General features: G+C 44.4%; 31 protein-coding genes. 26 read left to right on the top strand and 5 right to left on the bottom strand.

Annotated elements, in window-relative coordinates; genetic code table 11:
• The first annotated feature begins 226 nt into the window (after nucleotides 1-226).
• The 4 genes from H0G69_RS06075 (at nucleotide 227) to H0G69_RS06060 (ending at nucleotide 5,328) form a co-directional block, all read left to right on the top strand.
• Nucleotides 227-1,579, top strand: a complete 1,353-nt coding sequence (locus tag H0G69_RS06075) for an SLC45 family MFS transporter (protein ID WP_180304432.1) — start codon at nucleotides 227-229, stop codon at nucleotides 1,577-1,579.
• 57 nt (nucleotides 1,580-1,636) lie between these two features.
• On the top strand, nucleotides 1,637-3,889 hold the full coding sequence (locus tag H0G69_RS06070) for a glycoside hydrolase family 65 protein (RefSeq protein WP_180304431.1): 2,253 nt from the start codon (nucleotides 1,637-1,639) through the stop codon (nucleotides 3,887-3,889).
• A gap of 12 nt (nucleotides 3,890-3,901) precedes the next feature.
• Nucleotides 3,902-4,564, top strand: a complete 663-nt coding sequence (gene pgmB, locus H0G69_RS06065) for a beta-phosphoglucomutase (RefSeq protein ID WP_006499227.1) — start codon at nucleotides 3,902-3,904, stop codon at nucleotides 4,562-4,564.
• 296 nt (nucleotides 4,565-4,860) lie between these two features.
• A complete protein-coding gene (locus tag H0G69_RS06060) occupies nucleotides 4,861-5,328 on the top strand; it encodes a nitroreductase family protein (RefSeq protein WP_180304430.1) in 468 nt (155 codons plus the stop codon).
• A 129-nt stretch (nucleotides 5,329-5,457) separates the two neighbouring features.
• On the opposite strand, the gene H0G69_RS06055 is transcribed toward H0G69_RS06060, so the two are convergent.
• From H0G69_RS06055 to H0G69_RS06035, 5 genes are all read right to left on the bottom strand, one after another.
• Nucleotides 5,458-6,291 (bottom strand): Cof-type HAD-IIB family hydrolase, encoded by an 834-nt coding sequence (locus tag H0G69_RS06055; RefSeq protein ID WP_143113511.1) that lies wholly within the window; start codon nucleotides 6,289-6,291, stop codon nucleotides 5,458-5,460.
• 171 nt (nucleotides 6,292-6,462) lie between these two features.
• Nucleotides 6,463-7,557, bottom strand: a complete 1,095-nt coding sequence (locus H0G69_RS06050; RefSeq protein WP_180304429.1) for a tyrosine-type recombinase/integrase — start codon at nucleotides 7,555-7,557, stop codon at nucleotides 6,463-6,465.
• A gap of 84 nt (nucleotides 7,558-7,641) precedes the next feature.
• Nucleotides 7,642-8,505, bottom strand: a complete 864-nt coding sequence (locus H0G69_RS06045) for a DUF5067 domain-containing protein (protein WP_180304428.1) — start codon at nucleotides 8,503-8,505, stop codon at nucleotides 7,642-7,644.
• A 138-nt stretch (nucleotides 8,506-8,643) separates the two neighbouring features.
• Nucleotides 8,644-8,913, bottom strand: coding sequence for an ImmA/IrrE family metallo-endopeptidase (locus H0G69_RS06040; RefSeq protein ID WP_180304427.1), 270 nt, complete (start codon nucleotides 8,911-8,913; stop codon nucleotides 8,644-8,646).
• A gap of 2 nt (nucleotides 8,914-8,915) precedes the next feature.
• On the bottom strand, nucleotides 8,916-9,254 hold the full coding sequence (locus H0G69_RS06035; RefSeq protein WP_180304426.1) for a helix-turn-helix domain-containing protein: 339 nt from the start codon (nucleotides 9,252-9,254) through the stop codon (nucleotides 8,916-8,918).
• A gap of 154 nt (nucleotides 9,255-9,408) precedes the next feature.
• Between H0G69_RS06035 and H0G69_RS06030 the strand changes: the two genes are divergently transcribed.
• The 22 genes from H0G69_RS06030 (at nucleotide 9,409) to H0G69_RS05930 (ending at nucleotide 18,722) form a co-directional block, all read left to right on the top strand.
• Complete coding sequence (locus H0G69_RS06030) at nucleotides 9,409-9,639, top strand: helix-turn-helix transcriptional regulator (RefSeq protein WP_180304425.1); 231 nt, start codon at nucleotides 9,409-9,411, stop codon at nucleotides 9,637-9,639.
• A 29-nt stretch (nucleotides 9,640-9,668) separates the two neighbouring features.
• The gene (locus tag H0G69_RS06025; protein ID WP_180304424.1) at nucleotides 9,669-10,499 is read left to right on the top strand and encodes an ORF6N domain-containing protein; all 831 of its coding nucleotides are present in this window, start codon (nucleotides 9,669-9,671) and stop codon (nucleotides 10,497-10,499) included.
• Between the two features lie 74 nt (nucleotides 10,500-10,573).
• Entirely contained in the window at nucleotides 10,574-10,729 is a 156-nt protein-coding gene (locus H0G69_RS06020; protein ID WP_180304423.1) for a hypothetical protein, read from the top strand.
• 12 nt (nucleotides 10,730-10,741) lie between these two features.
• Nucleotides 10,742-10,933 carry a hypothetical protein gene (locus H0G69_RS06015; RefSeq protein WP_180304422.1) on the top strand — a complete coding sequence of 64 codons (192 nt, stop codon included), beginning with the start codon at nucleotides 10,742-10,744 and terminating at the stop codon, nucleotides 10,931-10,933.
• 8 nt (nucleotides 10,934-10,941) lie between these two features.
• Nucleotides 10,942-11,268, top strand: a complete 327-nt coding sequence (locus tag H0G69_RS06010; protein WP_180304421.1) for a DUF771 domain-containing protein — start codon at nucleotides 10,942-10,944, stop codon at nucleotides 11,266-11,268.
• Nucleotides 11,269-11,271: 3 nt separating this feature from the next.
• Nucleotides 11,272-11,406, top strand: coding sequence for a hypothetical protein (locus H0G69_RS11080; RefSeq protein ID WP_275691261.1), 135 nt, complete (start codon nucleotides 11,272-11,274; stop codon nucleotides 11,404-11,406).
• Nucleotides 11,393-11,563 carry a hypothetical protein gene (locus tag H0G69_RS06005; RefSeq protein ID WP_180304420.1) on the top strand — a complete coding sequence of 57 codons (171 nt, stop codon included), beginning with the start codon at nucleotides 11,393-11,395 and terminating at the stop codon, nucleotides 11,561-11,563. Before H0G69_RS11080 ends, H0G69_RS06005 begins: the two co-directional genes overlap by 14 nt.
• A 36-nt stretch (nucleotides 11,564-11,599) precedes the next feature.
• Nucleotides 11,600-12,046 (top strand): hypothetical protein, encoded by a 447-nt coding sequence (locus tag H0G69_RS06000; RefSeq protein WP_180304419.1) that lies wholly within the window; start codon nucleotides 11,600-11,602, stop codon nucleotides 12,044-12,046.
• A gap of 137 nt (nucleotides 12,047-12,183) precedes the next feature.
• Nucleotides 12,184-12,684: a siphovirus Gp157 family protein gene (locus tag H0G69_RS05995; protein ID WP_180304418.1), complete on the top strand. Its 501-nt coding sequence runs from the start codon at nucleotides 12,184-12,186 to the stop codon at nucleotides 12,682-12,684.
• Entirely contained in the window at nucleotides 12,685-13,383 is a 699-nt protein-coding gene (locus H0G69_RS05990) for a Sak single strand annealing protein (protein ID WP_180304417.1), read from the top strand. It abuts the gene before it with no gap.
• The gene (gene ssb, locus H0G69_RS05985) at nucleotides 13,383-13,826 is read left to right on the top strand and encodes a single-stranded DNA-binding protein (RefSeq protein WP_180304416.1); all 444 of its coding nucleotides are present in this window, start codon (nucleotides 13,383-13,385) and stop codon (nucleotides 13,824-13,826) included. The genes H0G69_RS05990 and ssb overlap by 1 nt, the downstream gene beginning before the upstream one ends.
• Nucleotides 13,826-14,509: a putative HNHc nuclease gene (locus tag H0G69_RS05980; RefSeq protein WP_240164323.1), complete on the top strand. Its 684-nt coding sequence runs from the start codon at nucleotides 13,826-13,828 to the stop codon at nucleotides 14,507-14,509. The genes ssb and H0G69_RS05980 overlap by 1 nt, the downstream gene beginning before the upstream one ends.
• Nucleotides 14,502-14,726 (top strand): hypothetical protein, encoded by a 225-nt coding sequence (locus tag H0G69_RS05975; RefSeq protein WP_180304415.1) that lies wholly within the window; start codon nucleotides 14,502-14,504, stop codon nucleotides 14,724-14,726. The genes H0G69_RS05980 and H0G69_RS05975 overlap by 8 nt, the downstream gene beginning before the upstream one ends.
• On the top strand, nucleotides 14,726-15,520 hold the full coding sequence (locus H0G69_RS05970; RefSeq protein WP_180304414.1) for a conserved phage C-terminal domain-containing protein: 795 nt from the start codon (nucleotides 14,726-14,728) through the stop codon (nucleotides 15,518-15,520). The genes H0G69_RS05975 and H0G69_RS05970 overlap by 1 nt, the downstream gene beginning before the upstream one ends.
• Nucleotides 15,521-15,561: 41 nt before the next feature.
• On the top strand, nucleotides 15,562-16,392 hold the full coding sequence (locus tag H0G69_RS05965; RefSeq protein ID WP_180304413.1) for an ATP-binding protein: 831 nt from the start codon (nucleotides 15,562-15,564) through the stop codon (nucleotides 16,390-16,392).
• A gap of 13 nt (nucleotides 16,393-16,405) precedes the next feature.
• Nucleotides 16,406-16,837: a hypothetical protein gene (locus H0G69_RS05960; protein ID WP_180304412.1), complete on the top strand. Its 432-nt coding sequence runs from the start codon at nucleotides 16,406-16,408 to the stop codon at nucleotides 16,835-16,837.
• Between the two features lie 11 nt (nucleotides 16,838-16,848).
• Nucleotides 16,849-17,073 carry a hypothetical protein gene (locus H0G69_RS05955; RefSeq protein WP_180304411.1) on the top strand — a complete coding sequence of 75 codons (225 nt, stop codon included), beginning with the start codon at nucleotides 16,849-16,851 and terminating at the stop codon, nucleotides 17,071-17,073.
• A 4-nt stretch (nucleotides 17,074-17,077) separates the two neighbouring features.
• On the top strand, nucleotides 17,078-17,251 hold the full coding sequence (locus H0G69_RS05950; RefSeq protein ID WP_180304410.1) for a hypothetical protein: 174 nt from the start codon (nucleotides 17,078-17,080) through the stop codon (nucleotides 17,249-17,251).
• Nucleotides 17,251-17,670: a RusA family crossover junction endodeoxyribonuclease gene (locus tag H0G69_RS05945; RefSeq protein WP_240164322.1), complete on the top strand. Its 420-nt coding sequence runs from the start codon at nucleotides 17,251-17,253 to the stop codon at nucleotides 17,668-17,670. The genes H0G69_RS05950 and H0G69_RS05945 overlap by 1 nt, the downstream gene beginning before the upstream one ends.
• A gap of 17 nt (nucleotides 17,671-17,687) precedes the next feature.
• Nucleotides 17,688-18,188 carry a hypothetical protein gene (locus H0G69_RS05940; protein ID WP_180304409.1) on the top strand — a complete coding sequence of 167 codons (501 nt, stop codon included), beginning with the start codon at nucleotides 17,688-17,690 and terminating at the stop codon, nucleotides 18,186-18,188.
• A gap of 2 nt (nucleotides 18,189-18,190) precedes the next feature.
• Nucleotides 18,191-18,469: a hypothetical protein gene (locus H0G69_RS05935; protein ID WP_180304408.1), complete on the top strand. Its 279-nt coding sequence runs from the start codon at nucleotides 18,191-18,193 to the stop codon at nucleotides 18,467-18,469.
• On the top strand, nucleotides 18,453-18,722 hold the full coding sequence (locus H0G69_RS05930; protein ID WP_180304407.1) for a hypothetical protein: 270 nt from the start codon (nucleotides 18,453-18,455) through the stop codon (nucleotides 18,720-18,722). The genes H0G69_RS05935 and H0G69_RS05930 overlap by 17 nt, the downstream gene beginning before the upstream one ends.
• Nucleotides 18,723-18,763: the final 41 nt, after the last annotated feature.

Here is an 18,763-nt window from a genome sequence, read left to right as displayed (position 1 = left end):
AGGAATTAATCGTCAAAAAAATAAAAAATTTTTAAGTCGGTCCATTCCTTGCTGGGCCGGCTTTTCTTTAAGATTTTTGCGCAATCGGTTGCATTAAATTTTGTGCAAACGGTTGCGGAAAACGAATTCATTTGATATATTATTAATTGTTAAAAAAGTCATGAAGCGCTTACACGACTTGGCAATTATTTATTGAGTGGATTTTTTAGGATAGGAGTTTTAAGTCATGAGTGAAGTAGAACAAAAGAAACAGACCTCTGGCTTGCCATATTTGTCCAAGAAAACGATTTGGATGATTAACTTCGGTTTTCTTGGCGTACAGACGGCCTTTACTTTACAAAGTTCTCAAATGAGTCGGATCTTCCAAACGATTGGTGCCGACCCTAACAGTCTTGGGTGGTTCTTCATTTTGCCACCATTGATGGGTATGATCGTGCAGCCGATCGTTGGTTACTACTCTGACCGGACCTGGGCACCAAAACTTGGCGGTCGCCGGCTGCCATACCTGATGCTTGGTACGATCGTTGCCGTTATCGTTATGCTCCTCTTGCCAAACTCAGGTAGTCTTGGCTTTGGGTATGGATCATTTGCGGCATTGATGTTCGGTGCAATTACCGTTGCCTTCTTGGACCTGTCTTCTAACGTCGCCATGCAGCCATTCAAGATGATGGTTGGTGACATGGTCAACGATGATCAAAAGAGTTATGCTTATGGTATTCAGAGTCTGCTGAACAACATTGGTTCCGTTCTGGCAGCCGTCTTCCCATTCCTGCTGACTTGGTTTGGTCTGCAGAACACGGCTCCTAAGGGTGTCGTTCCTCCTTCGGTTCGCTGGGCCTTCTACATTGGTGCTATTCTGCTGATTTGTACCAGTGCTTTGACGATGACTCACGTTAAGGAATATGACCCTGAAACCTACGCTAAGTACCACGGCATCAAGGAATCCGACAACAAGGAAGGCGGTAACTGGGTTGAACTGCTCAAGCACGCTCCAAAGGCCTTCTGGACGGTTTCTTTGGTACAATTCTTCTGCTGGTTTGCTTTCCAATACCTGTGGACTTACTCCGCTGGTGCAATTGCTCAAAACGTATGGCACACGACCAACGCAAGTTCTGCCGCTTACCAGGCTGCTGGTAACTGGTACGGTGTGATGGCTGCCGTTCAGTCAATCGCCGCTGTTGTATGGTCCTACGTATTGGCTAAGCTGCCTAACAAGTACCACAAGGCTGGCTACATGGGCTCGCTTCTGCTGGGTGCGGTTGGTTTCGCAACGGTCTGCTTCTTCTCCAACCAATACGCTTTGATTCTGTCTTACGCACTGGTTGGCATTGGCTGGGCCGGTATCAACACTTACCCACTGACGATCGTTACCAACGCATTGTCTGGTAAGCACATGGGTACCTACCTTGGTCTGTTCAACTGCTCGATCTGTCTGCCACAGATTGTTGCCTCACTTTGCAGCTTCTTCCTTTACCCAATGCTGGGCAACTCCCAACCACACATGCTGTTGCTGGGTGGGATCGTAATGGCAATCGGTGCATTCTCCGTTAACGCCATCAAGGAAACGTTCGCTGCTTAGTTTTGACTGATTTTGCAACTTTAGAAATTAATTGAGATTGAGAAAGGATAATATCTTATGAAACGAACTTTTGACGTTGCTCCTTGGAATATCGTAACTACCAAGTGGGCTCCTGAAGACAAGCGCCTGCAAGAATCAATGACCAGTCTGGCCAACGAAAACCTCGGGATGCGTGGTTTCTTTGAAGAAGGCTACTCTGGCGACAAGATGGAAGGTGTCTACTACGGTGGCGTTTGGTTCCCAGACAAGACACGGGTCGGCTGGTGGAAGATCGGCTATCCAAAGTACTTTGGCAAGATGATCAACGGTACCAACTTTCTGCAGCTGACGATCAAGGTTAATGGCGAACAGCTGGATCTGGCTAAGCAGGAACCAACTGACTTCAAACTGGACCTTGACTTGAAGAAGGGGATCTTTACCCGTGAATTTACGGCCGAAGTTGGCGGTGCTAAGCTGCACTTTACGTTTGAACGTTTTGTCAGCGTAGCCCAAAAGGAACTGGTTGGTCAGCGTCTGCACGTCAAGAACCTGGGCGATGCTGAAGCTAAGCTGGAAGTTGCCAGTGTTATCAATGGTGACGTCTACAACGAAGACTCCAACTATGATGAACAGTTCTGGGATGTACTGGAACAAAAGGCAGCTGGCGAACATGCACTGCTGGTTTCCAAGACGAAGCCAAATCCATTCGGCACGCCTCAATTTACGGTTGGGGTAAAGACGACTACCAAGACGACGCTGGAACACGTTGGCGACGGCACGACTGCCAAGACGGCTGAAAACGACTTTGCCGGCACGCTGGCTGCTGGTGCAGAAGTTGAACTGGAAAAGCGTTCCGTAGTAGCAACTTCACGTGATTTTGACACGCAAGAAGCACTGGTTGCACGTCTGGACGAATTGGCTGGTCAACTGGATGGTCAAAGCTTTGATGATCTGCTGGCTCCCCACGTTGCTGGCTGGACAGAACGCTGGAACAAGGCCGATGTTGAAATCAATGGCGATGACGAAGCTCAACAAGGGATTCGCTTCAACCTGTTCCAACTCTTCTCAACTTACTACGGCAACGACTCACGCCTGAACATCAGTCCTAAAGGGTTCACTGGTGAAAAGTACGGTGGTGCTACCTACTGGGATACTGAAGCATACTGTCTGCCAGTCTACCTGGGTGTTGCCGACCCTGAGATTTCCCGCAACCTGCTGATGTACCGTTACGACCAATTGGATGGCGCTTACGTCAACGCTCAAGAACAAGGCTTGAAGGGTGCTCTGTTCCCAATGGTTACGTTCAACGGGATTGAATGCCACAACGAATGGGAAATCACGTTTGAAGAAATCCACCGTAATGGTGACATTGCCTACGCAATCTACAACTACACCAACTACACGGGCGACAAGAGCTACGTGCTGCATGAAGGTGCCAAGGTTCTGACTGAAATTTCTCGTTTCTGGGCCGACCGGGTTCACTACTCACAACGTCAAAACAAGTACATGCTGCATGCCGTAACCGGTCCTGACGAATACGACAACAACGTCAACAACGACTGGTATACGAACCTGCTTTGCCAATGGACGCTGAAGTACACGCTGCAAGTGCTGAAGGAAGTTGACGCTGACGTAGCTGCCAAGCTCAACGTTACTGAAGATGAAAAGCGCAAGTGGCAGGCAATCGTTGACAACATGTACCTGCCATACGACAAGGAACGTGACATCTTCCCTGAAAACGATGGCTTCTTGGACAAGGATCTGAAGCCGGTTGCCGACATTCCAAGCGACCAGCTGCCAATCAACCAACACTGGTCATGGGACAAGATCCTGCGTTCGCCATACGTTAAGCAAGGTGACGTTATCCAAGGTATCTGGGACTTCATCGACGACTTTACGCCAGAAGAAAAGAAGCACAACTTTGACTTCTACGAACAATACACGGTTCACGAATCAAGCCTGTCGCCATCGATCTACTCCATCATCGCTGCTGACCTGGGTTACGAAGACAAGGCCGTTGAACTGTACGACCGTTCTGCTCGTCTTGACCTGGACAACTACAACAATGACACTTCCGATGGTCTGCACATTACTTCGATGACTGGTAGCTGGCTGGATATCGTGCAAGGCTTTGCAGGCATGCGGATTCGTGAAGGCAAGCTGCACTACGCACCATTCCTGCCTAAGAAGTGGGATTCATACCAATTCACGCAGGTCTTCCGTGGCCGCGTCATCAAGGTGCTGGTTGACAAGGAAGGCACGCACGTATCACTGGTATCCGGTGAACCACTGACCATTGACTTGGCTGGTAAGGACCTGGAACTGAAGTAGGAGGCATTTTACATGAAGTTTGAAGATCTGAAGGGTTTTGCCTTTGACCTGGACGGCGTTATTGCCGACACGGCCCGTTTCCACACGCAAGCCTGGCATCAATTAGCCGACAAGGTAGGAACGACTTGGACGCCAGAACTGCAGGAAAGTCTGAAGGGCGTCGGCCGGATGGATTCGCTGGAGCTGATCTTAAAGGCGGGTGGTCACGAAAACGACTACACGCAAGCTGAAAAGGAAGCCCTGGCTGCTGAAAAGAACGACAACTACCTGCGTTTGGTTGAAACCTTGACGCCAGCTGATGTTCTGCCCGGCATGCAGGCTTTCTTGGACGATATTCGTGCCAAGGGCTATCAAATGGTACTGGCATCAGCTTCCAAGAACGCGCCTAAGGTATTGAAGTACTTGAAGTTAAGCGACTACTTTGATGGGATCGTCAACCCAGCTTCGGTAAAGCATGGTAAACCAGCTCCTGACATCTACATCGCAGCTGCTGAAATGATGAACCTGCCTGTTGCCAACGTGGCAGGTCTGGAAGATGCTCAAGCCGGTGTTCAAGCCATTAACGATGCTGGCGAGCTCTCAATCGGTATTGGTGCCGGACTTGATGATGCCGACATTCGCTTTGACGCAACCAAGGACGTTACGTTAGAAGCAATCAAGGCTCAACTCGACTAATTAAAAGTTCGTTTTGAATCAAAATTCTCTCTCTCAACATGGTCTGCGAATTCATTTCGCGGGCCATTTTTATTGGATTATTTTGGCTGTCGGCTGAAATAAAGCAATGATCAAATTGAAACGGAAGTACTGACGTGATGGACCAACTGCTTAATTAAGCCAGGCAAACAGATTCTGCCAATGTAGCATTAACGAATATAATTGTCCAAATGTTTCGGTCTTGATATCAATCAGCCAGCAAAATCGGTGCTAAACTAAACGTAGACAATCAAGAGCTTAGCAAGGGGATGAATTAAATGGAATTGATGGACTTATTACAGTCGCGGCGGGCCTTTCGCGAATATGATGATCAGCCGCTGACCAGTGAAGAGCTGCAGCCGATTCTACTGGCCGCGGAAACCAGTCCAGTCGGCTTGGGGAAATACCGCAATCATCGGCTGACGGTGATTCAAGATCCCAAGGTACTAAAGCAGATTCAAAATATCTATCAGGCGCCGACCTTGATCGTTGTTTCATCACCAGACCCGGGTCAGCTGGAGTTTATCGATGCTGGGATTATCGTGCATAACATGGAGCTGGCTGCTGAAAATGAAGGTTTGGCCGCTAACTATAACATGGCCTGCCTGGCATCGCTGCCGAAAGCGGTAATTCCAGCGGGGATGACGCCTTGTTTTGCGATTACTTTGGGTCATACCAAGGAAAAACTGACGCCGCGCGATCTTGATATCAAGCGGATTCCCATTAATTGGATCAAGAAAGACTAGTATTTTATTACAACCGTCTGATTCGATTTCCCGGGAAATAAGATTGGCATTCAAAATAAAACAGCGTTGCCGCAAGCTTTGATAGCTTAAAGCAACGCTGTTTTTACGTGTACGCATTGGAATGATTGTTTATTCTGCCAGCTGTAGTTTAGCCGCATCGAGATGGAAATAATCCTGCAGATATTTAGCCAAGCCATCATGATCGTTGTCAAGCGGCGTTACGTCATCAGCAATCTGCTTGATATCGTCAACGGCATTTTTCATGGCAACCCCACGACCGGCATAGCTGAGCATTTCGGCATCATTGTGCTCATCGCCGAATGCAATGATCTGATCAGGACTGAGCTGATATTCCTTGACTAGGTGACGCAGCCCAGCTTCTTTGTGCGTCCCGCGCCGAATCAGCTCCATAATCGAATAGGGGCCGCCCCAAACGCGTGGTTCAACGAAATCGCCATATTTTTGATCCACGGCATTTAAAATCGCATCTTTTTTGGCGGGATCAAACTGAATCGTTAAGGCGATTGGATCGTTGTTTAGGTTATGCTCATTAAGAATCTGTTCGGGAGCCAGTTTAGCAGGCAGAAATTCGGGCAGATCGCTGCTGGGATGGTCAGCCCAGACGTGATATTTATCCTCGGCAATCACCATTTTGATTCCCAATTCCTGTTTATGCGCTAACAGATCGAGCGTCATCTCGCGAGTAACGTTGACCGCGTATTCGCCGGCCCACTTGCGATGCGGAATATGACCCAAGGCGCCGTTGAAGTTGATCATTGGCGTTTTGAGTCCAATCTGATCGTAGAGATGACCAGAAATCAAATATGGTCGGCCAGTAACGATTGAGACCAGATGACCCTGCCGGCTGAGTGTCTGCAGAGTTTTGATCGTTGTCGGCGTCAGTTTCGACTGGTTGTTGAGCGTGGTTCCATCCAGATCGATGGCAATAAGATGCTGCTTCATTAAAAAATTCCTTTCGTAAAAAGTATCTGCTTAAATTATATCGATGATCGGCTATGAAAGGCAAATTATTCAACAGCAGTAAGACAATTAGCCTTTAATTTAATATATAACGCACAAACGCTTATATAACAGCATTTGTGGCAATTAAGTGCAATAACGGTGCAATGATAGCTATAATTGCGCTAATTTCTGCTCAATTTCATCGTCTAGCTTATGTTTATATTCATCTATTAGATAAGCATATACATTAATTGTCGTTGTCATATTCGAGTGCCCTAATCGTTTGCTAATGGCGTAAATGTCGATTCCTTGGCTCAAAAGAAACGCAACATGGCTGTGGCGGAGCGCATGGAATGTGTAATCACGCTTTTTGATTCCGATTCGTTCCAAAGTTGATTTAAGATATGAATTCACGTCTTGCAACAAACTATTCTTAAAAGATTGCGGAGTTTTGGCGAATAGAAGCGGCGTTCGATTAACTTTTAGCTGTGCCAAAATCTTAAGCAGTTCGCCATTGACTCGAATCGTTCTGTTTGAGCTTTCATTTTTGGTCGGCTTGAATCCAATATTATATTTATAATCAACAGATTTATTAATCGTAATCGTTCGGCGCAGGTAGTCAACGTCTTTCCAAGTCAAGGCGAGAATTTCTGAAAATCGTGCACCAGTATAAATGGCAGTCAGAACGATATAAGGCTTAACGTTATCTGGTCTTAAATCGTCATTGAGAGCCGATATCAGCTGTTTAAGCTCGCTGATAGATAAATATTCAGGTTTCCGTGTTAAAGCTTTGTTGTAGGTTATATTTGCGTTATAGGTAAAGTCTTTTGAAATAATGCCGTCTGCAATTGCTGATTTAACACAGGCTTTAATTTTTGAAGTCAATTCTTTCATCGTCCCAAACGAGTGATCTTTTCCATAGTCGTTTAAAAATTTCTGATAGGTGCTGCGCTTGATCTGCTTGATTCTGATATCACCAAAATATTTCGTGATAACTCGACTAGAGATGATATAGTTTTCAGCCGTTGCCTTTGATATTTTTGGCAAACGGTAAGTTTCATACCATGTCTTGAAATAGTCGGCAAAAACCGGGTCTGCTGCAATGTCAACGCCATTGATCAACTCATTTTCCATTTTGGTTGCGTAGTCTTTCGCCTGTGCTTTGGTAGCAAATCCAGACTTTGCTTTTTGATGGAGTTTGCCATTTTCATCATGCCAGCTGATACGAGCTTGCCATTTCCCATTTCGTTTTGTAAAAGAAGCCATAGTAAATCCTTTCGTACATATGTTCGATTTAAGTCTATTTTTAAACCCTAGCCGTAACAGCTAGGGCTATTTTTGTTTAAGTTGCTATTCCCAACCATTCGCTTTGGCAAGACTTTCTTGTATCTGCTGCGTGTCTGCAATGACATCTGGGTCGCCTGCAAAACTGCCAGTGTCGTTGCCAGTCTGATAAATAGTACCGCCTTGCGATGGTTGAGCGGTGTAAGTTTGATCGTTGCTGCTTGAACTTGAAGTCTGGGTAGTGCTGCTACCGCTATTGTTCTGAGTAACGGTTTTACTTTGCGAAACTGCGTTTGTTTGCGTTGTAGAAGATGAAGAAGAGTTAGACTGATTAAGTTTCTTTCTTTCCGCTTTGCTTAATTTCTTGCTAATTTTGTAAGTCTTGGTCCCAATCGTTTCAAAATTAGGATTTTCAAATTCCAAACGAACCGGTTTGTCGTTGTTGATAGTGAACGTCATAACCGCTTTAACGGTCTTTCCAGGAAGTAACTTGTTGTATAACCCGTCTTCATATTGTTGTAATGGATTGTTCCCATTTTCATCTAATGCTGCCATTCCCGGTGTGAGCTGCACGTCAGAAGTTTCGTTTTTCTGATAGGCACCAACTACCATATATACGTTTGACGGGTCCATTTCCTTTGTCGAGTTGTTAGTAACATCACAGTAAAGGACAAGAATCTTTTTGCCTTGATCTGCTGAATCCATAACGTCCCACTTGGTAAATCGGTAAGTTTCATTACCAGCGTCAAAAACGTTGTTCTTGTAAGTCCAAGTCCGCTCAGATGCGTTAGGGTCAGGCTTAACCGATGATGATCTTGAAACGCTTGATGAACTGGAAGAACTTGAAGATTTAGCTTTGTCTGTATTCGTGCTGCAACCGGCTAAGGCAATCCCACATGCCATTATCAAGAAAGCAATACTTTTTCTCATATTATTTACCCCATTTGTAACCTTTGATCGTTTCTTTGACGACCGATTCATAGTCTGCCGATATATCGTTAAACTGCATAAAATCTATATAGTTGATGTTTTCCGGTTCGATTCCGGTATGTTTGATATAGTCGTCTATTAGCTCATAGACAACGCAACGGTTGATTTCGCTTTCCATTTTAATCGAGCTGAAACGGTAGCGTTGTAAAGTGCTGTTTGGCCTGACTGTTTAGCGATATGTTCTAGTTCGTGGATTAGCGTAACTTTCTGTACTCGCGCTGGGTAGCGGTTAGAAATGAACACAAACTTTAGCTGCTTGTCTGCACTGATCGTTGCATAGCCAGGCTTTTCCATATCTATATAGTACACGTTGATATTCAGTTGTTTGACAATGTTGCGAACGTCCATAGCTAGTCCCGATTGTCTAAGTACGCCTTTATAATGCTTTCCATTAGCTTCCTATCATGTTCGGTCGGTTCTTTGCCGTCTGCTGACATGATAGTGTCCATTGCTTCATCAATGGTCATTTTTCTACTATTAATATTCTCTATATTAGTCCTGCCGAGAATGTAATCGGCTGAAACATCGAAGAAATCAGCTAGTTTATTAAGTGCGCTGCTAGAAGGTTCAGCTTTTCCAGTTTCCCATGCTGTAACGGTCGCTTGCGAAACATTAACGAACTTTGATAACTCGGTCTGCGACATTCTATGACGTTTTCTTAAATCTTTAATTCGTTGGGCGGTGGTCATTGTACAAGCTCCTTTCATACTACAATATAGTTATATTGTTATTATACTTGATATAAAGTTTTTTCGTTTATTTTAAAAAGTTTTATATTATCGTGTTGCATTTTATAAAGTTTTATTGTAGTATATAAACATACCAATTAAAGGAGTTGAAAACATGACTGATAGCATTAAGTTCTTACGTATTCGCAAAGGACTTACGCAAGTTGAATTAGCGAAAGAAGTAGGAGTTAGTTTCCCGACTGTTTCTTCTTGGGAAACAGGGAAGTCAATTCCTAGCCCGCGTCATTTGAAGAAACTGGCAACGGTTTTGGATTGTAGCGTGGAGCAAATTTTTTTGCTGTTAAATACCAAAAAACTTGATAAAAATAAACAGAAACAAGGCTAATTACAAAGTTTTATTTTAGGAGGAACAATATGGAAAACATCAATACAGAAAAAGTTCTGGAAAACGTTCCAGAAATCAAAGTAATTGGTGAAAAACATATCGCCGGTTTTGAATTTTTGGGAATCGAAGGCGGTTTTGGGGAAGGCAAAAAGTCAATGCTTGCCAGAGATATTGCAAACATTCACGAACGCCCGCTGTTTAAGATCAACCAATTAATCAACGACAACATTAAGCACTTTAAAACCGGCATCGATTTAATCGACTTAAAACAGATACTTTCAAAGTATATGTTTTCTGACTATGGGTTCACCAAAGCACAATGGGGCAACGCAAAGCACGTTTATCTGCTTTCTGAGCGAGGCTACGCAAAACTTTTAAAAGTGCTTGATGATGATAAAGCGTGGGACATTTACGACGAGTTGGTAGACAACTACTTCAATATGCGAGTAGCAATCAAGAAAAACAGCCCTTCATTGGTACAGCAACGACGATTGTCAATCATGGAAGACAACGCTGCTACTCGTAAAGCCAACATGATGTACAAAATCGCAATGGCTACCAGTTCAGAAACAGCCCGTCAATCGCTACTAGCTCATGCTGCTAAAGAGTTGACTGGTGAAATGACAGTGCCAGTCATGAAACACAAAGAGTACACGGCAACACAAATTGGGCAAAAGCTAGGCATCACTTCTAACAAAGTTGGTCGTATCGCTAACCAGTTGGGGTTGAAAGCTGAACAGCCTGGACAAAACGAATACGGTCGTTGGGCTAACAGCAAGTCGCGTAGCTCAGACAAAGAAGTGCCACAGTGGCTTTACTTTGACAAAGGTGTAAAAGCTATCGAATCAGCAATCAAATAAACACAAACGTTGATATATAAGGCTTCTAACGTTTCGTTATAAGCCTAATGCAAAACAAAAACGGAGGACTAATCATGAACACGAAGATTATCAAGCGTCGAGAAGGCGAAACCCAAGAAGATTTTGAACTGCGAGTTGATGTGCTGCTTGCAGACGTTGATTTTCTATCAGTCAGCTTTCAAACAGACGAGAATGGCGAATCGAAAGAGGCCAAAGTTTTGTATTTCTAGGAGGTGTCAACGATGTACGAACCAGATAACTTGCGTGAAGCGCTCAAAACGCTGATTGAATACAACACCGCTACTTTAACTACAACCCGTGATGGTAACGGTAATGAACGTGAAGCACGAATTGAAGACCTACAAGACATGAATCTTGATGTTCTATATGCAGTATGTGATCTGCTTGGCATGGACGACTTAATTAAGGGGTAAGTGATCGAATGGAACTTGACGATTTTAATCGTGGGCTGGTCGCTTTAATCAAAAAGATTGTCCGCAAGGTGATTGGCGAGTTTGATTTGGTGCCACGTGAAAGTCTAAAAGGCAAAACATGGGACGTTGAAGAGTTCCGCAAACAATGCTTAGGCGGTAAAGGCCGGGCATGGGTCAAGCGTGAAATCTTTGATCGTTACCCAGAAACTCATATCGAGAACGGCGGGTTCGTTGTTGACCCGTTTCCAGGCACTGGGCATAAAACAATCATTTATGCCTACGATGCCAGCCTTTGGGTCAACGAGCATTACCGCGAGTTCAATTGGAGGAGTTAGCGAATGGGAATTGCAATTGCATTGTTGGGCTTGCTAGTAGTGATTTTATTTGTCGGTCTTGCTGATCTGACTAACAAGGTTGCTGCGCTTGAAAGGCAAGTGGGAATCAATCGAGGTGGTAAACATGGCAAGTATTAAAGCTGCGGTTTGGTCGTTGTTGAGTGGTGGTTTTGTCTACCTATACATGACTAACCACTTTATCAAGGCAAACTGGGTAGCACTGATCTGGATTGTGTTGTTTGCTTTGCAGACAACGATTAGCGCAACAAAAAAAGGCACTACCGATCGCAGGTAATGCCGATAAAAAAACAATTTACAAGGAGATTATATCATGCTGCAACTCAAATTTGACAGCTTAAAAGAAATGGCAAGCAAAAAAAGCGAGTCAACCTATAATGGGCGCTTTAATTTTCCAGTACTCACTTTGTACTGGTCAACCCACAGAATCGGTATCAACAAGCCATTTAACGAAAAAATCAAAAACGCCAAGTATGCAACGTTTGATGTTTTTAAGCAAGACAAGGTTATGGTCATGAGCTTTTTCAATCAGAAAGTTGACGGTGTGCACACGTTGTCGTTATCGACATCTTCACACGGGCTGAACAACAAGCAAATGCCTGTTAACAAAAAGTTGGACTACATCATGAAAAAGCAACACCACAACTACAAATTTAAAGCTGATATTTACAACAAAGATTTCCCTACCGTGATTGATTCTGGGGTAAAGCCAGTGGCTGTGGCGATTATCCACTTAGATAAAGACTTGGAGGTAGATTGATGCCAACAAAACATATACACAAAAGATTTAGTCAAAGCTTGGCAGTCTGGCTATGAAGAAGGCTACCAAGACGCACTGATCGACAACTATCTGGAAGACGAACCGGAAGATGAACCGAAGCACGACTAGGAGGAAACATGAACACGAGTGAGATTATCACGGCTATCGCAACCGTTGACCAGAAACGGGCCGACGGCGAAATCGATAAGCAGTCATACACGGACACTATCGATGCCTTGCAGCTTGAGCTGGCTGACAAGCTAGACGCCATTGCTTGGCTGATTAACGACACCGAAAAAGATTTAGCTATCTACAACCACGAGCTGGAAAAGCTGACAGAAATCAAAAAAGAACGGGACAAGGCAAAAGCCCGTATTGATCGCTTGCAAGAGTATATCGGTTATATCGTTGCTAACTCAGGAACAACGAAAGTTCGCACTGATAAGCACGTTTATAGCAAGCGTAAGTCGCAAACAGTCGAATTTAGCGATGAAAGCTTAATTCCGGCTGACTATTGGAAAGAAACGGTCAAAGTTGATCGAAAGCCCGTTAAGGCGGAAATCAAGAAGGCAATCAAAGACGGCAAGGAAGTTCCTGGTGCTTATCTAGCAACAAACTACAAGGGGGTCATTAAGTAAATGGCAGACGAAAAGAAGAAATCAGTCTTTGAAACGTTATCTGCGGTTGATGTTTCAAAGCACGTTGAAGTTATCAGTATGCGAAAAGGCCCGGCACTGAAGTATGTTTCGTGGGCTTGGGCTTGGAACATGGTTAAGAGTATTTATCCAAGCGCTAACCGTGTTATCGAGGAGTTTCCAGAGTACCGGTTCAACGAAAAAACAGGTGCATGGTATGCAACTGGTCAAATGCTAGATTATCGAATTACGCCGGAAGGCTGCGAAGTCAAGGTAACGGTAACGATCGAAGATGAAACATATTCTGAACGGCTGTACGTCATGGATATGCGAAACCAACCGGTCGCAAAGCCTAACATCGCACAGATCAACAAAACGCAACAACGTTGCTTGGTCAAGGCGCTAGCAATGGCAGGACTAGGGCTTAACTTATATGCCGGTGAAGACTTGCCGATGGCGGACATCAACGAAGCTGACAAAGAGCAAGCAGAGCAGCGCAAGGAACAAGTTAATCAGCAACGCAAAATGAACGCATTACAAGCCGAATATCGGCGCTTAATGATGGAGTTGATTAATCGGCTTAACGGTGATGCAAAACGCGCTGAAGAGCTCGTAAAGGGCACTCTCGGCGAAGGCAAACATAACGGGCAAGAATATGTAAATGCGGTAAAAGCATTATTAGAAAGCGAGGAACAGAAATAATGATCAATAACGTAACGCTCACGGGCCGTATCACGAAAGGCCTTGAAAAGCACCAAACGAACAAAGGCACGTCCGTTGTCAACTTCTCGTTAGCAGTTGACCGCCGGTTCAAGGATTCAAACGGCAATCGTGAAGCTGATTTCATCAGCATTCAAGCGTGGGGCATGACCGCTGACTTACTCTGTAAGTATTGCGGTAAAGGCTCATTGATCGGAATTGAAGGACGTATTCAAACCCGCAACTACGAAAACAATCAAGGCCAGCGAGTTTATGTAACCGAAGTTGTAGCTGAGAACGTAACCTTTCTTGATTCCAAGAAGAACAACGATCAAGGCCAACAAGGCGGTTATCAACAGTCTAACGGCTATCAGAACGATAGCTATCAACAAACGTTCGACAGCGCTTTGCCATTTGACAACAGCGCCGATGATGTTCCGTTCTAATGCTGCGAAGCGGTAAAGCCTACTGGGAGCAGGGCGGGTGGTGGATTGCACCGGACGAAACGCCTAACTTGTCGCATATCGAAACGATGTACGGCAAAACAAGCGGTGTACCGGTGCAATATGAAATCCCAGATAGGCGAAAAGCAAGACCACGTCAGAGAAGACTATTCTTTGCGCTGTTAAGCGATATTCACAGATGGTCAGGCGAACCGGCGGAGTGGTTGAAGGAATACTTTTACCTTCAATACACAATCAAGACGGCTGGCAAAGAGATTAGCTTGGCAAACGATACTGTTAGCACGGTATCAGACGCAACGGAACTGATAAACCTGGTGATCGATTTCATCTTTGATTATCAAGTCCCGATCAACGATGGTTATCCGTTGTTGCCAAGAGACGAAAGTTATTTCCAATTCAAGTGCATACAACACCGGCGTTGCTTGATCTGCGGTCGTGCTGCTGACATCAACCATATCGATGAGGTCGGCATGGGTCGCAATCGTAACAAGCTAGACCATACGCAAGCGAGATTATCAGCGCTTTGTAGGGTTCATCACGGCGAATTCCATCAAATCGGTTATAAAGCGTTCTGCAAGAAGTATCGCTTAACTAACTTAGGCGTGAAGGTAAACGCTGAAACGTTGAAACGAATCGGCATGAAGGGAGCTTATGACAATGACTAACAGACTTATGGACGACAGTCCCTTTGGCGGAGTTGCTATTTTGTGTTTACAAAGTGATCACACTTTAAGGGACAATATGGGGCTTATGTTTACGCAAGAAGAAATTGATGAAATTCGTTTCTTCCTTGACTATACGGAAATGAAAATTAATAAAAACGGTGTAGACGTTGATGCTTATAACAAGCAACGTATTAAGGAATTGAACGGTGGTCATTAATGGTACGGATTAAGAAGAAATACACCAAGGGTTTCACAACCATTAACAATGACATCTTAAATGATACGGAACTTAGCTTTAAAGCGAAAGGACTATTCTCGTATCTTTGGTCGTTGCCAGATGATTGGGTTTACTACGAAACGGAAGTAGCCAAGCATTCAACTGATGGCAGAGGCTCAGTAAGGAGTGGCCTTAAAGAGCTGGAAGAGAAAGGCTATCTAAAACGTGGACGTGAGCGAAACGAGAAGGGCCAACTGGTTAACGCTGATTGGCAATTAGCAGATACGCCTATGTTTAAAAAACGTACATTGGATAAGCGTACATTGGAAAAACGTACATTGGAAAATTGCACACTACTAAATACTAACCTTACAAATGAAACATTAACTAAAGAAGAACATACAAATAATAGTCGGGCAAAGCCCGACAGCATAGCTGGCGAAGTTAAAACAATCGTTGGCTATCTGAACGAAAAGACAAAGAGCACTTACCGAACAACAACTAGAGAAACCAAGCGCTTGATCAAAGCACGATTAAACGAAGGTTTCACAGTTGATGACTTTAAAACTGTTATCGACAAAAAAACTGCTGCTTGGTTCAACGATACAAAGATGAAGAACTATCTGCGACCAACAACACTGTTTGGCCCAAAGTTTGAAGAGTATCTGAACGAAAAGGTTAAGGGAGTTCCTGACCATAACGATCCTTACTACACCGAGAAGATTAATCCGATGACTGGTCAGCCAGACCCTAACGGATTGACGCGGTATCAGATGGACAACGAATACTGGTAGTTTACGGATTTCAAATCCGAAAACCTAATGGAGGTGAAAACATGTTAAGCGTAAAAGATAGCGCTAAAGAAGGCGTTAGGAGTCTAAAGAAAATTTTTGACAAAGAAGGCTGGAACCTTCCAGACGTTGATCTGACAGATAAGCAAGCAATGGCTGACTATCTTAAAAAGAAAGCTGAGCCGTTGCATGACGAATGGAGGAAAGAGAACGCACGGCACAACTTTAATCGGGTTTATCGCAAGAGCTTATGGACTGGCAATCAGCCGGTAAAGTTCACGTTTGACGATTGGAAAGTCGACAAACAGGCGGACAAGAAACAGGCTGCTGAAATTGGCAACCGTGCTTGGACGCTGGCAAAGATGATTGCCAACGGTCAGAACATGAACGTGTATCTGGCAGGGAATCCCGGCACTGGCAAGACAAGCCTAGCACTAGCGATGGTTGACAAGATTCGCAACGAAAGCGGAAAGACGGCACTGTTTGTTTCAACGGACGCGCTGGCCGAGCTATACAGCCGGCGATTCGATGATAAGACGGTTCAGAATCGCTTGTACGGTCTGATTGATCTAATGCAAGGCAACCGCCAACTGAAAATCGAACCGGTTGATGTTCTGGTGCTTGATGATTTCGGCACAGAAGGCGGTATGCGAACCGACACAAAAAGTCAAGTTCGCGTTGATATGCAAAAGGGACTGTTCAGCGTTGCGGACGCACGGTTTGGCAAGTTTACAACGATCGTTACCACGAACAACAAGACAAGCGAACTACAAGAAATGTATAACGAAAAGCTATTAAGTCGCTTGATTACACGTAACCCAGAGCACCGCTTGACGTTTAACGGCATGGTAGATGTTCGAGCAAGCATGATTTAAAGGAGCGTTAACTATGAGCCCAGAATGGTTTGAAAAACAAAATGAAAGATATCGTTATGTCACGGAGTACAACCGTGACAATGCGATTGATTGGCTTGACAGCTACTACGAGTATGACCATGACGACAGAAGATTGGTGGAAGATGCTGCAGATGTGATTCAAGCGCTGCTTGATGAGGCTAATCGCAACAGCCAAGAACGTTTCAGCCGTGAACAACCGGTTTACATCGTTTTCGTTCCTCACACCCCAGATTGCTATTATTTGCGATATGAGTACGGACTAATGATTTCTAAAGATAAGCAGCTTGCAGGGCTTGCGTATAGCGATTTTATCGACGTCAAAAATATTGATCACCGAGAAAACCTAGTCGATTGCTTATTCACAATGGCAGAAATCAAATATTGGGGTTTGGAAGACTGCAATCGAGTTCAAATTGAATGGTAGGAGGGCTGAAAATGCTGAAAGTAACGAAAGACAAGATGATCTTAGACACTGAGCAATGCTGCGCTTGGTGTGAAGGTTCAGGCTACCTGGACACAATCGAACGCAAGTGCCCGTTCTGTGAAGGCGATGGCATGCTGCGTATTGACCCAGCAATCGTAAAAATCATGAAGAGTTCCGGGCATTGGGACAGCAACAACGATGTAGACGCAAGCTTAATGCATGATATGGGGGTATAAGAGCTTGAAAGTTTTAGCAAAGCTATTCTATTTACTAGCGATTAGCGCAATGTTGGCAACAGCGGTTGGTTTTTTCTGGGCACTATGGATTAACGCCATTGTAGGCGTAAAAGCAACGGTAACTGCTATTTTTAGCGCTTTGATTTTCGCCTGCATCGGTACGTCATTAGACCATTGATGATCAAACTGATTTTGCCGATTGAACCGGTAGCACAAGCAAGACCACGAGCAAGAAGGTTCGGCAAAGGCATTCGGCTGTATGACCCACCTAAAACTGCCACGTTTAAGCGCAAGCTGCACAAGCTGGCAACAGAGATGTATCACGATGCACCAGTCGAGGGTGAAATCTATCTCAAGGTAGCCTTTTATCGAAAGATTCAAAAGAGTATATCGAAAAAAGAACACGATAGACGGGCATCAGGAGCGCATAGACCGATTGTAAAAGCCGACTTGTCTAATTACCTTAAATCATTCGAAGATGCCTTAAACGGCGTTTTATGGAAAGATGACGCAATGATTGTTCACGAAGAAATCGACAAGTATTACTCGGACAAGCCAAGAATAGAGATTGAAATTTATGCAAAAGAAACTTATTGAAGTTAGGAGTATGACAAATGCTGACTAAAGAAAAGTTATCAAAAATTGTTGAGGAAGCAATCGGGACGTTGCATTACACCTGTTCCGTTGCAAATTTGGATTCGCAAAACAGCTTTGCGATTTATCTGTATGACCAATTGAACGATGAACTAGCAGCGAATTTATTCATTCATGAAGGCAATAAACCGGGTTGGTTCAGAGTTGATTCCATTCCGGATCTAAAGAACAAAACTGATCGTGAAGTGCTGCGTTTGATCAACAGCCAGCTGTTCGATTATTTCAATGAACAGCTTGAGCAGAAATACTATATCAAGCTGCTTAATACTGATTACGGCTATCTAGCAAGGGTAGAAGGCACTGATTCGTGGAGCGTAACATCACTCAAGATTGCCAAGATGAGCAATCAGAAAGTGGCATTCACGGCTGATGAGATCCACGAAATGGCTAATGATGAAGTGTTCGCAAACTTGAGCGCAACGGACCTATTACGAGCTGCGGAAGAAGTCAAGGAGGATTAAACATGGCATCGAGCTACAAAGGGACTGAAAACAACGAACAGCCAAAGCGCTTGTTGTTGACGTTTGACACGAGTGAAGGACTTCAAAGGGTTCCCATCAAAGGTGTATTTCGCACCGAAACCGCGCTGATTGATCAAGCAATGCGCAAGGGTACGTTGTATCGCACTACTGGTGAACTGGGCGATATGATCGCTATCGTACCGAACAAAATCATTAGTTTGTGTGAAATTCATGACTTGGAACGAGTTAAGGAGCTGATTAAAGATGAAGATCAAGATTGATGATAGCTATTACATCACTAGCGATAGCTACAACCCTGCTATCTTGGTTAAGTTTGGCATTAACAAGGAAAATGGCGAAGTCGTTGAGCTGCGGCGTTGGTACTGTGGACGCAAACTAAGTGCTGCGTTTGACGAGTATATCAAGCAGACGGCAAACAACGACGATGAAATTAAGACCATGCAGGCATATGCCGCACTGGTTGATAGCACAGAAAAGCGTATCGCGAAGATGTTGAAGGAAGGGACTATCTAGATGACGAAACGGGCACGGGAACATGCGGGGCTTGTACTTGC

The organism is Limosilactobacillus mucosae, from assembly GCF_013423865.1.
GTDB classification, from domain to species: domain Bacteria; phylum Bacillota; class Bacilli; order Lactobacillales; family Lactobacillaceae; genus Limosilactobacillus; species Limosilactobacillus mucosae.
The sequence above is the reverse complement of the archived record's forward strand: the minus strand, read 5'-3'. Positions and strand labels throughout refer to the sequence as shown.

What these genes read in the sequence shown, in the direction of transcription:
- H0G69_RS06075 (WP_180304432.1), top strand. Translation starts at nt 227, where the DNA reads ATGAGTGAAGTAGAACAAAAGAAACAGACCTCTGGCTTGCCATATTTG.
- H0G69_RS06070 (WP_180304431.1), top strand. Translation starts at nt 1,637, where the DNA reads ATGAAACGAACTTTTGACGTTGCTCCTTGGAATATCGTAACTACCAAG.
- pgmB (WP_006499227.1), top strand. Translation starts at nt 3,902, where the DNA reads ATGAAGTTTGAAGATCTGAAGGGTTTTGCCTTTGACCTGGACGGCGTT.
- H0G69_RS06060 (WP_180304430.1), top strand. Translation starts at nt 4,861, where the DNA reads ATGGAATTGATGGACTTATTACAGTCGCGGCGGGCCTTTCGCGAATAT.
- H0G69_RS06055 (WP_143113511.1), bottom strand. Translation starts at nt 6,291, where the DNA reads ATGAAGCAGCATCTTATTGCCATCGATCTGGATGGAACCACGCTCAAC.
- H0G69_RS06050 (WP_180304429.1), bottom strand. Translation starts at nt 7,557, where the DNA reads ATGGCTTCTTTTACAAAACGAAATGGGAAATGGCAAGCTCGTATCAGC.
- H0G69_RS06045 (WP_180304428.1), bottom strand. Translation starts at nt 8,505, where the DNA reads ATGAGAAAAAGTATTGCTTTCTTGATAATGGCATGTGGGATTGCCTTA.
- H0G69_RS06040 (WP_180304427.1), bottom strand. Translation starts at nt 8,913, where the DNA reads ATGGACGTTCGCAACATTGTCAAACAACTGAATATCAACGTGTACTAT.
- H0G69_RS06035 (WP_180304426.1), bottom strand. Translation starts at nt 9,254, where the DNA reads ATGACCACCGCCCAACGAATTAAAGATTTAAGAAAACGTCATAGAATG.
- H0G69_RS06030 (WP_180304425.1), top strand. Translation starts at nt 9,409, where the DNA reads ATGACTGATAGCATTAAGTTCTTACGTATTCGCAAAGGACTTACGCAA.
- H0G69_RS06025 (WP_180304424.1), top strand. Translation starts at nt 9,669, where the DNA reads ATGGAAAACATCAATACAGAAAAAGTTCTGGAAAACGTTCCAGAAATC.
- H0G69_RS06020 (WP_180304423.1), top strand. Translation starts at nt 10,574, where the DNA reads ATGAACACGAAGATTATCAAGCGTCGAGAAGGCGAAACCCAAGAAGAT.
- H0G69_RS06015 (WP_180304422.1), top strand. Translation starts at nt 10,742, where the DNA reads ATGTACGAACCAGATAACTTGCGTGAAGCGCTCAAAACGCTGATTGAA.
- H0G69_RS06010 (WP_180304421.1), top strand. Translation starts at nt 10,942, where the DNA reads ATGGAACTTGACGATTTTAATCGTGGGCTGGTCGCTTTAATCAAAAAG.
- H0G69_RS11080 (WP_275691261.1), top strand. Translation starts at nt 11,272, where the DNA reads ATGGGAATTGCAATTGCATTGTTGGGCTTGCTAGTAGTGATTTTATTT.
- H0G69_RS06005 (WP_180304420.1), top strand. Translation starts at nt 11,393, where the DNA reads ATGGCAAGTATTAAAGCTGCGGTTTGGTCGTTGTTGAGTGGTGGTTTT.
- H0G69_RS06000 (WP_180304419.1), top strand. Translation starts at nt 11,600, where the DNA reads ATGCTGCAACTCAAATTTGACAGCTTAAAAGAAATGGCAAGCAAAAAA.
- H0G69_RS05995 (WP_180304418.1), top strand. Translation starts at nt 12,184, where the DNA reads ATGAACACGAGTGAGATTATCACGGCTATCGCAACCGTTGACCAGAAA.
- H0G69_RS05990 (WP_180304417.1), top strand. Translation starts at nt 12,685, where the DNA reads ATGGCAGACGAAAAGAAGAAATCAGTCTTTGAAACGTTATCTGCGGTT.
- ssb (WP_180304416.1), top strand. Translation starts at nt 13,383, where the DNA reads ATGATCAATAACGTAACGCTCACGGGCCGTATCACGAAAGGCCTTGAA.
- H0G69_RS05980 (WP_240164323.1), top strand. Translation starts at nt 13,826, where the DNA reads ATGCTGCGAAGCGGTAAAGCCTACTGGGAGCAGGGCGGGTGGTGGATT.
- H0G69_RS05975 (WP_180304415.1), top strand. Translation starts at nt 14,502, where the DNA reads ATGACTAACAGACTTATGGACGACAGTCCCTTTGGCGGAGTTGCTATT.
- H0G69_RS05970 (WP_180304414.1), top strand. Translation starts at nt 14,726, where the DNA reads ATGGTACGGATTAAGAAGAAATACACCAAGGGTTTCACAACCATTAAC.
- H0G69_RS05965 (WP_180304413.1), top strand. Translation starts at nt 15,562, where the DNA reads ATGTTAAGCGTAAAAGATAGCGCTAAAGAAGGCGTTAGGAGTCTAAAG.
- H0G69_RS05960 (WP_180304412.1), top strand. Translation starts at nt 16,406, where the DNA reads ATGAGCCCAGAATGGTTTGAAAAACAAAATGAAAGATATCGTTATGTC.
- H0G69_RS05955 (WP_180304411.1), top strand. Translation starts at nt 16,849, where the DNA reads ATGCTGAAAGTAACGAAAGACAAGATGATCTTAGACACTGAGCAATGC.
- H0G69_RS05945 (WP_240164322.1), top strand. Translation starts at nt 17,251, where the DNA reads ATGATCAAACTGATTTTGCCGATTGAACCGGTAGCACAAGCAAGACCA.
- H0G69_RS05940 (WP_180304409.1), top strand. Translation starts at nt 17,688, where the DNA reads ATGCTGACTAAAGAAAAGTTATCAAAAATTGTTGAGGAAGCAATCGGG.
- H0G69_RS05935 (WP_180304408.1), top strand. Translation starts at nt 18,191, where the DNA reads ATGGCATCGAGCTACAAAGGGACTGAAAACAACGAACAGCCAAAGCGC.
- H0G69_RS05930 (WP_180304407.1), top strand. Translation starts at nt 18,453, where the DNA reads ATGAAGATCAAGATTGATGATAGCTATTACATCACTAGCGATAGCTAC.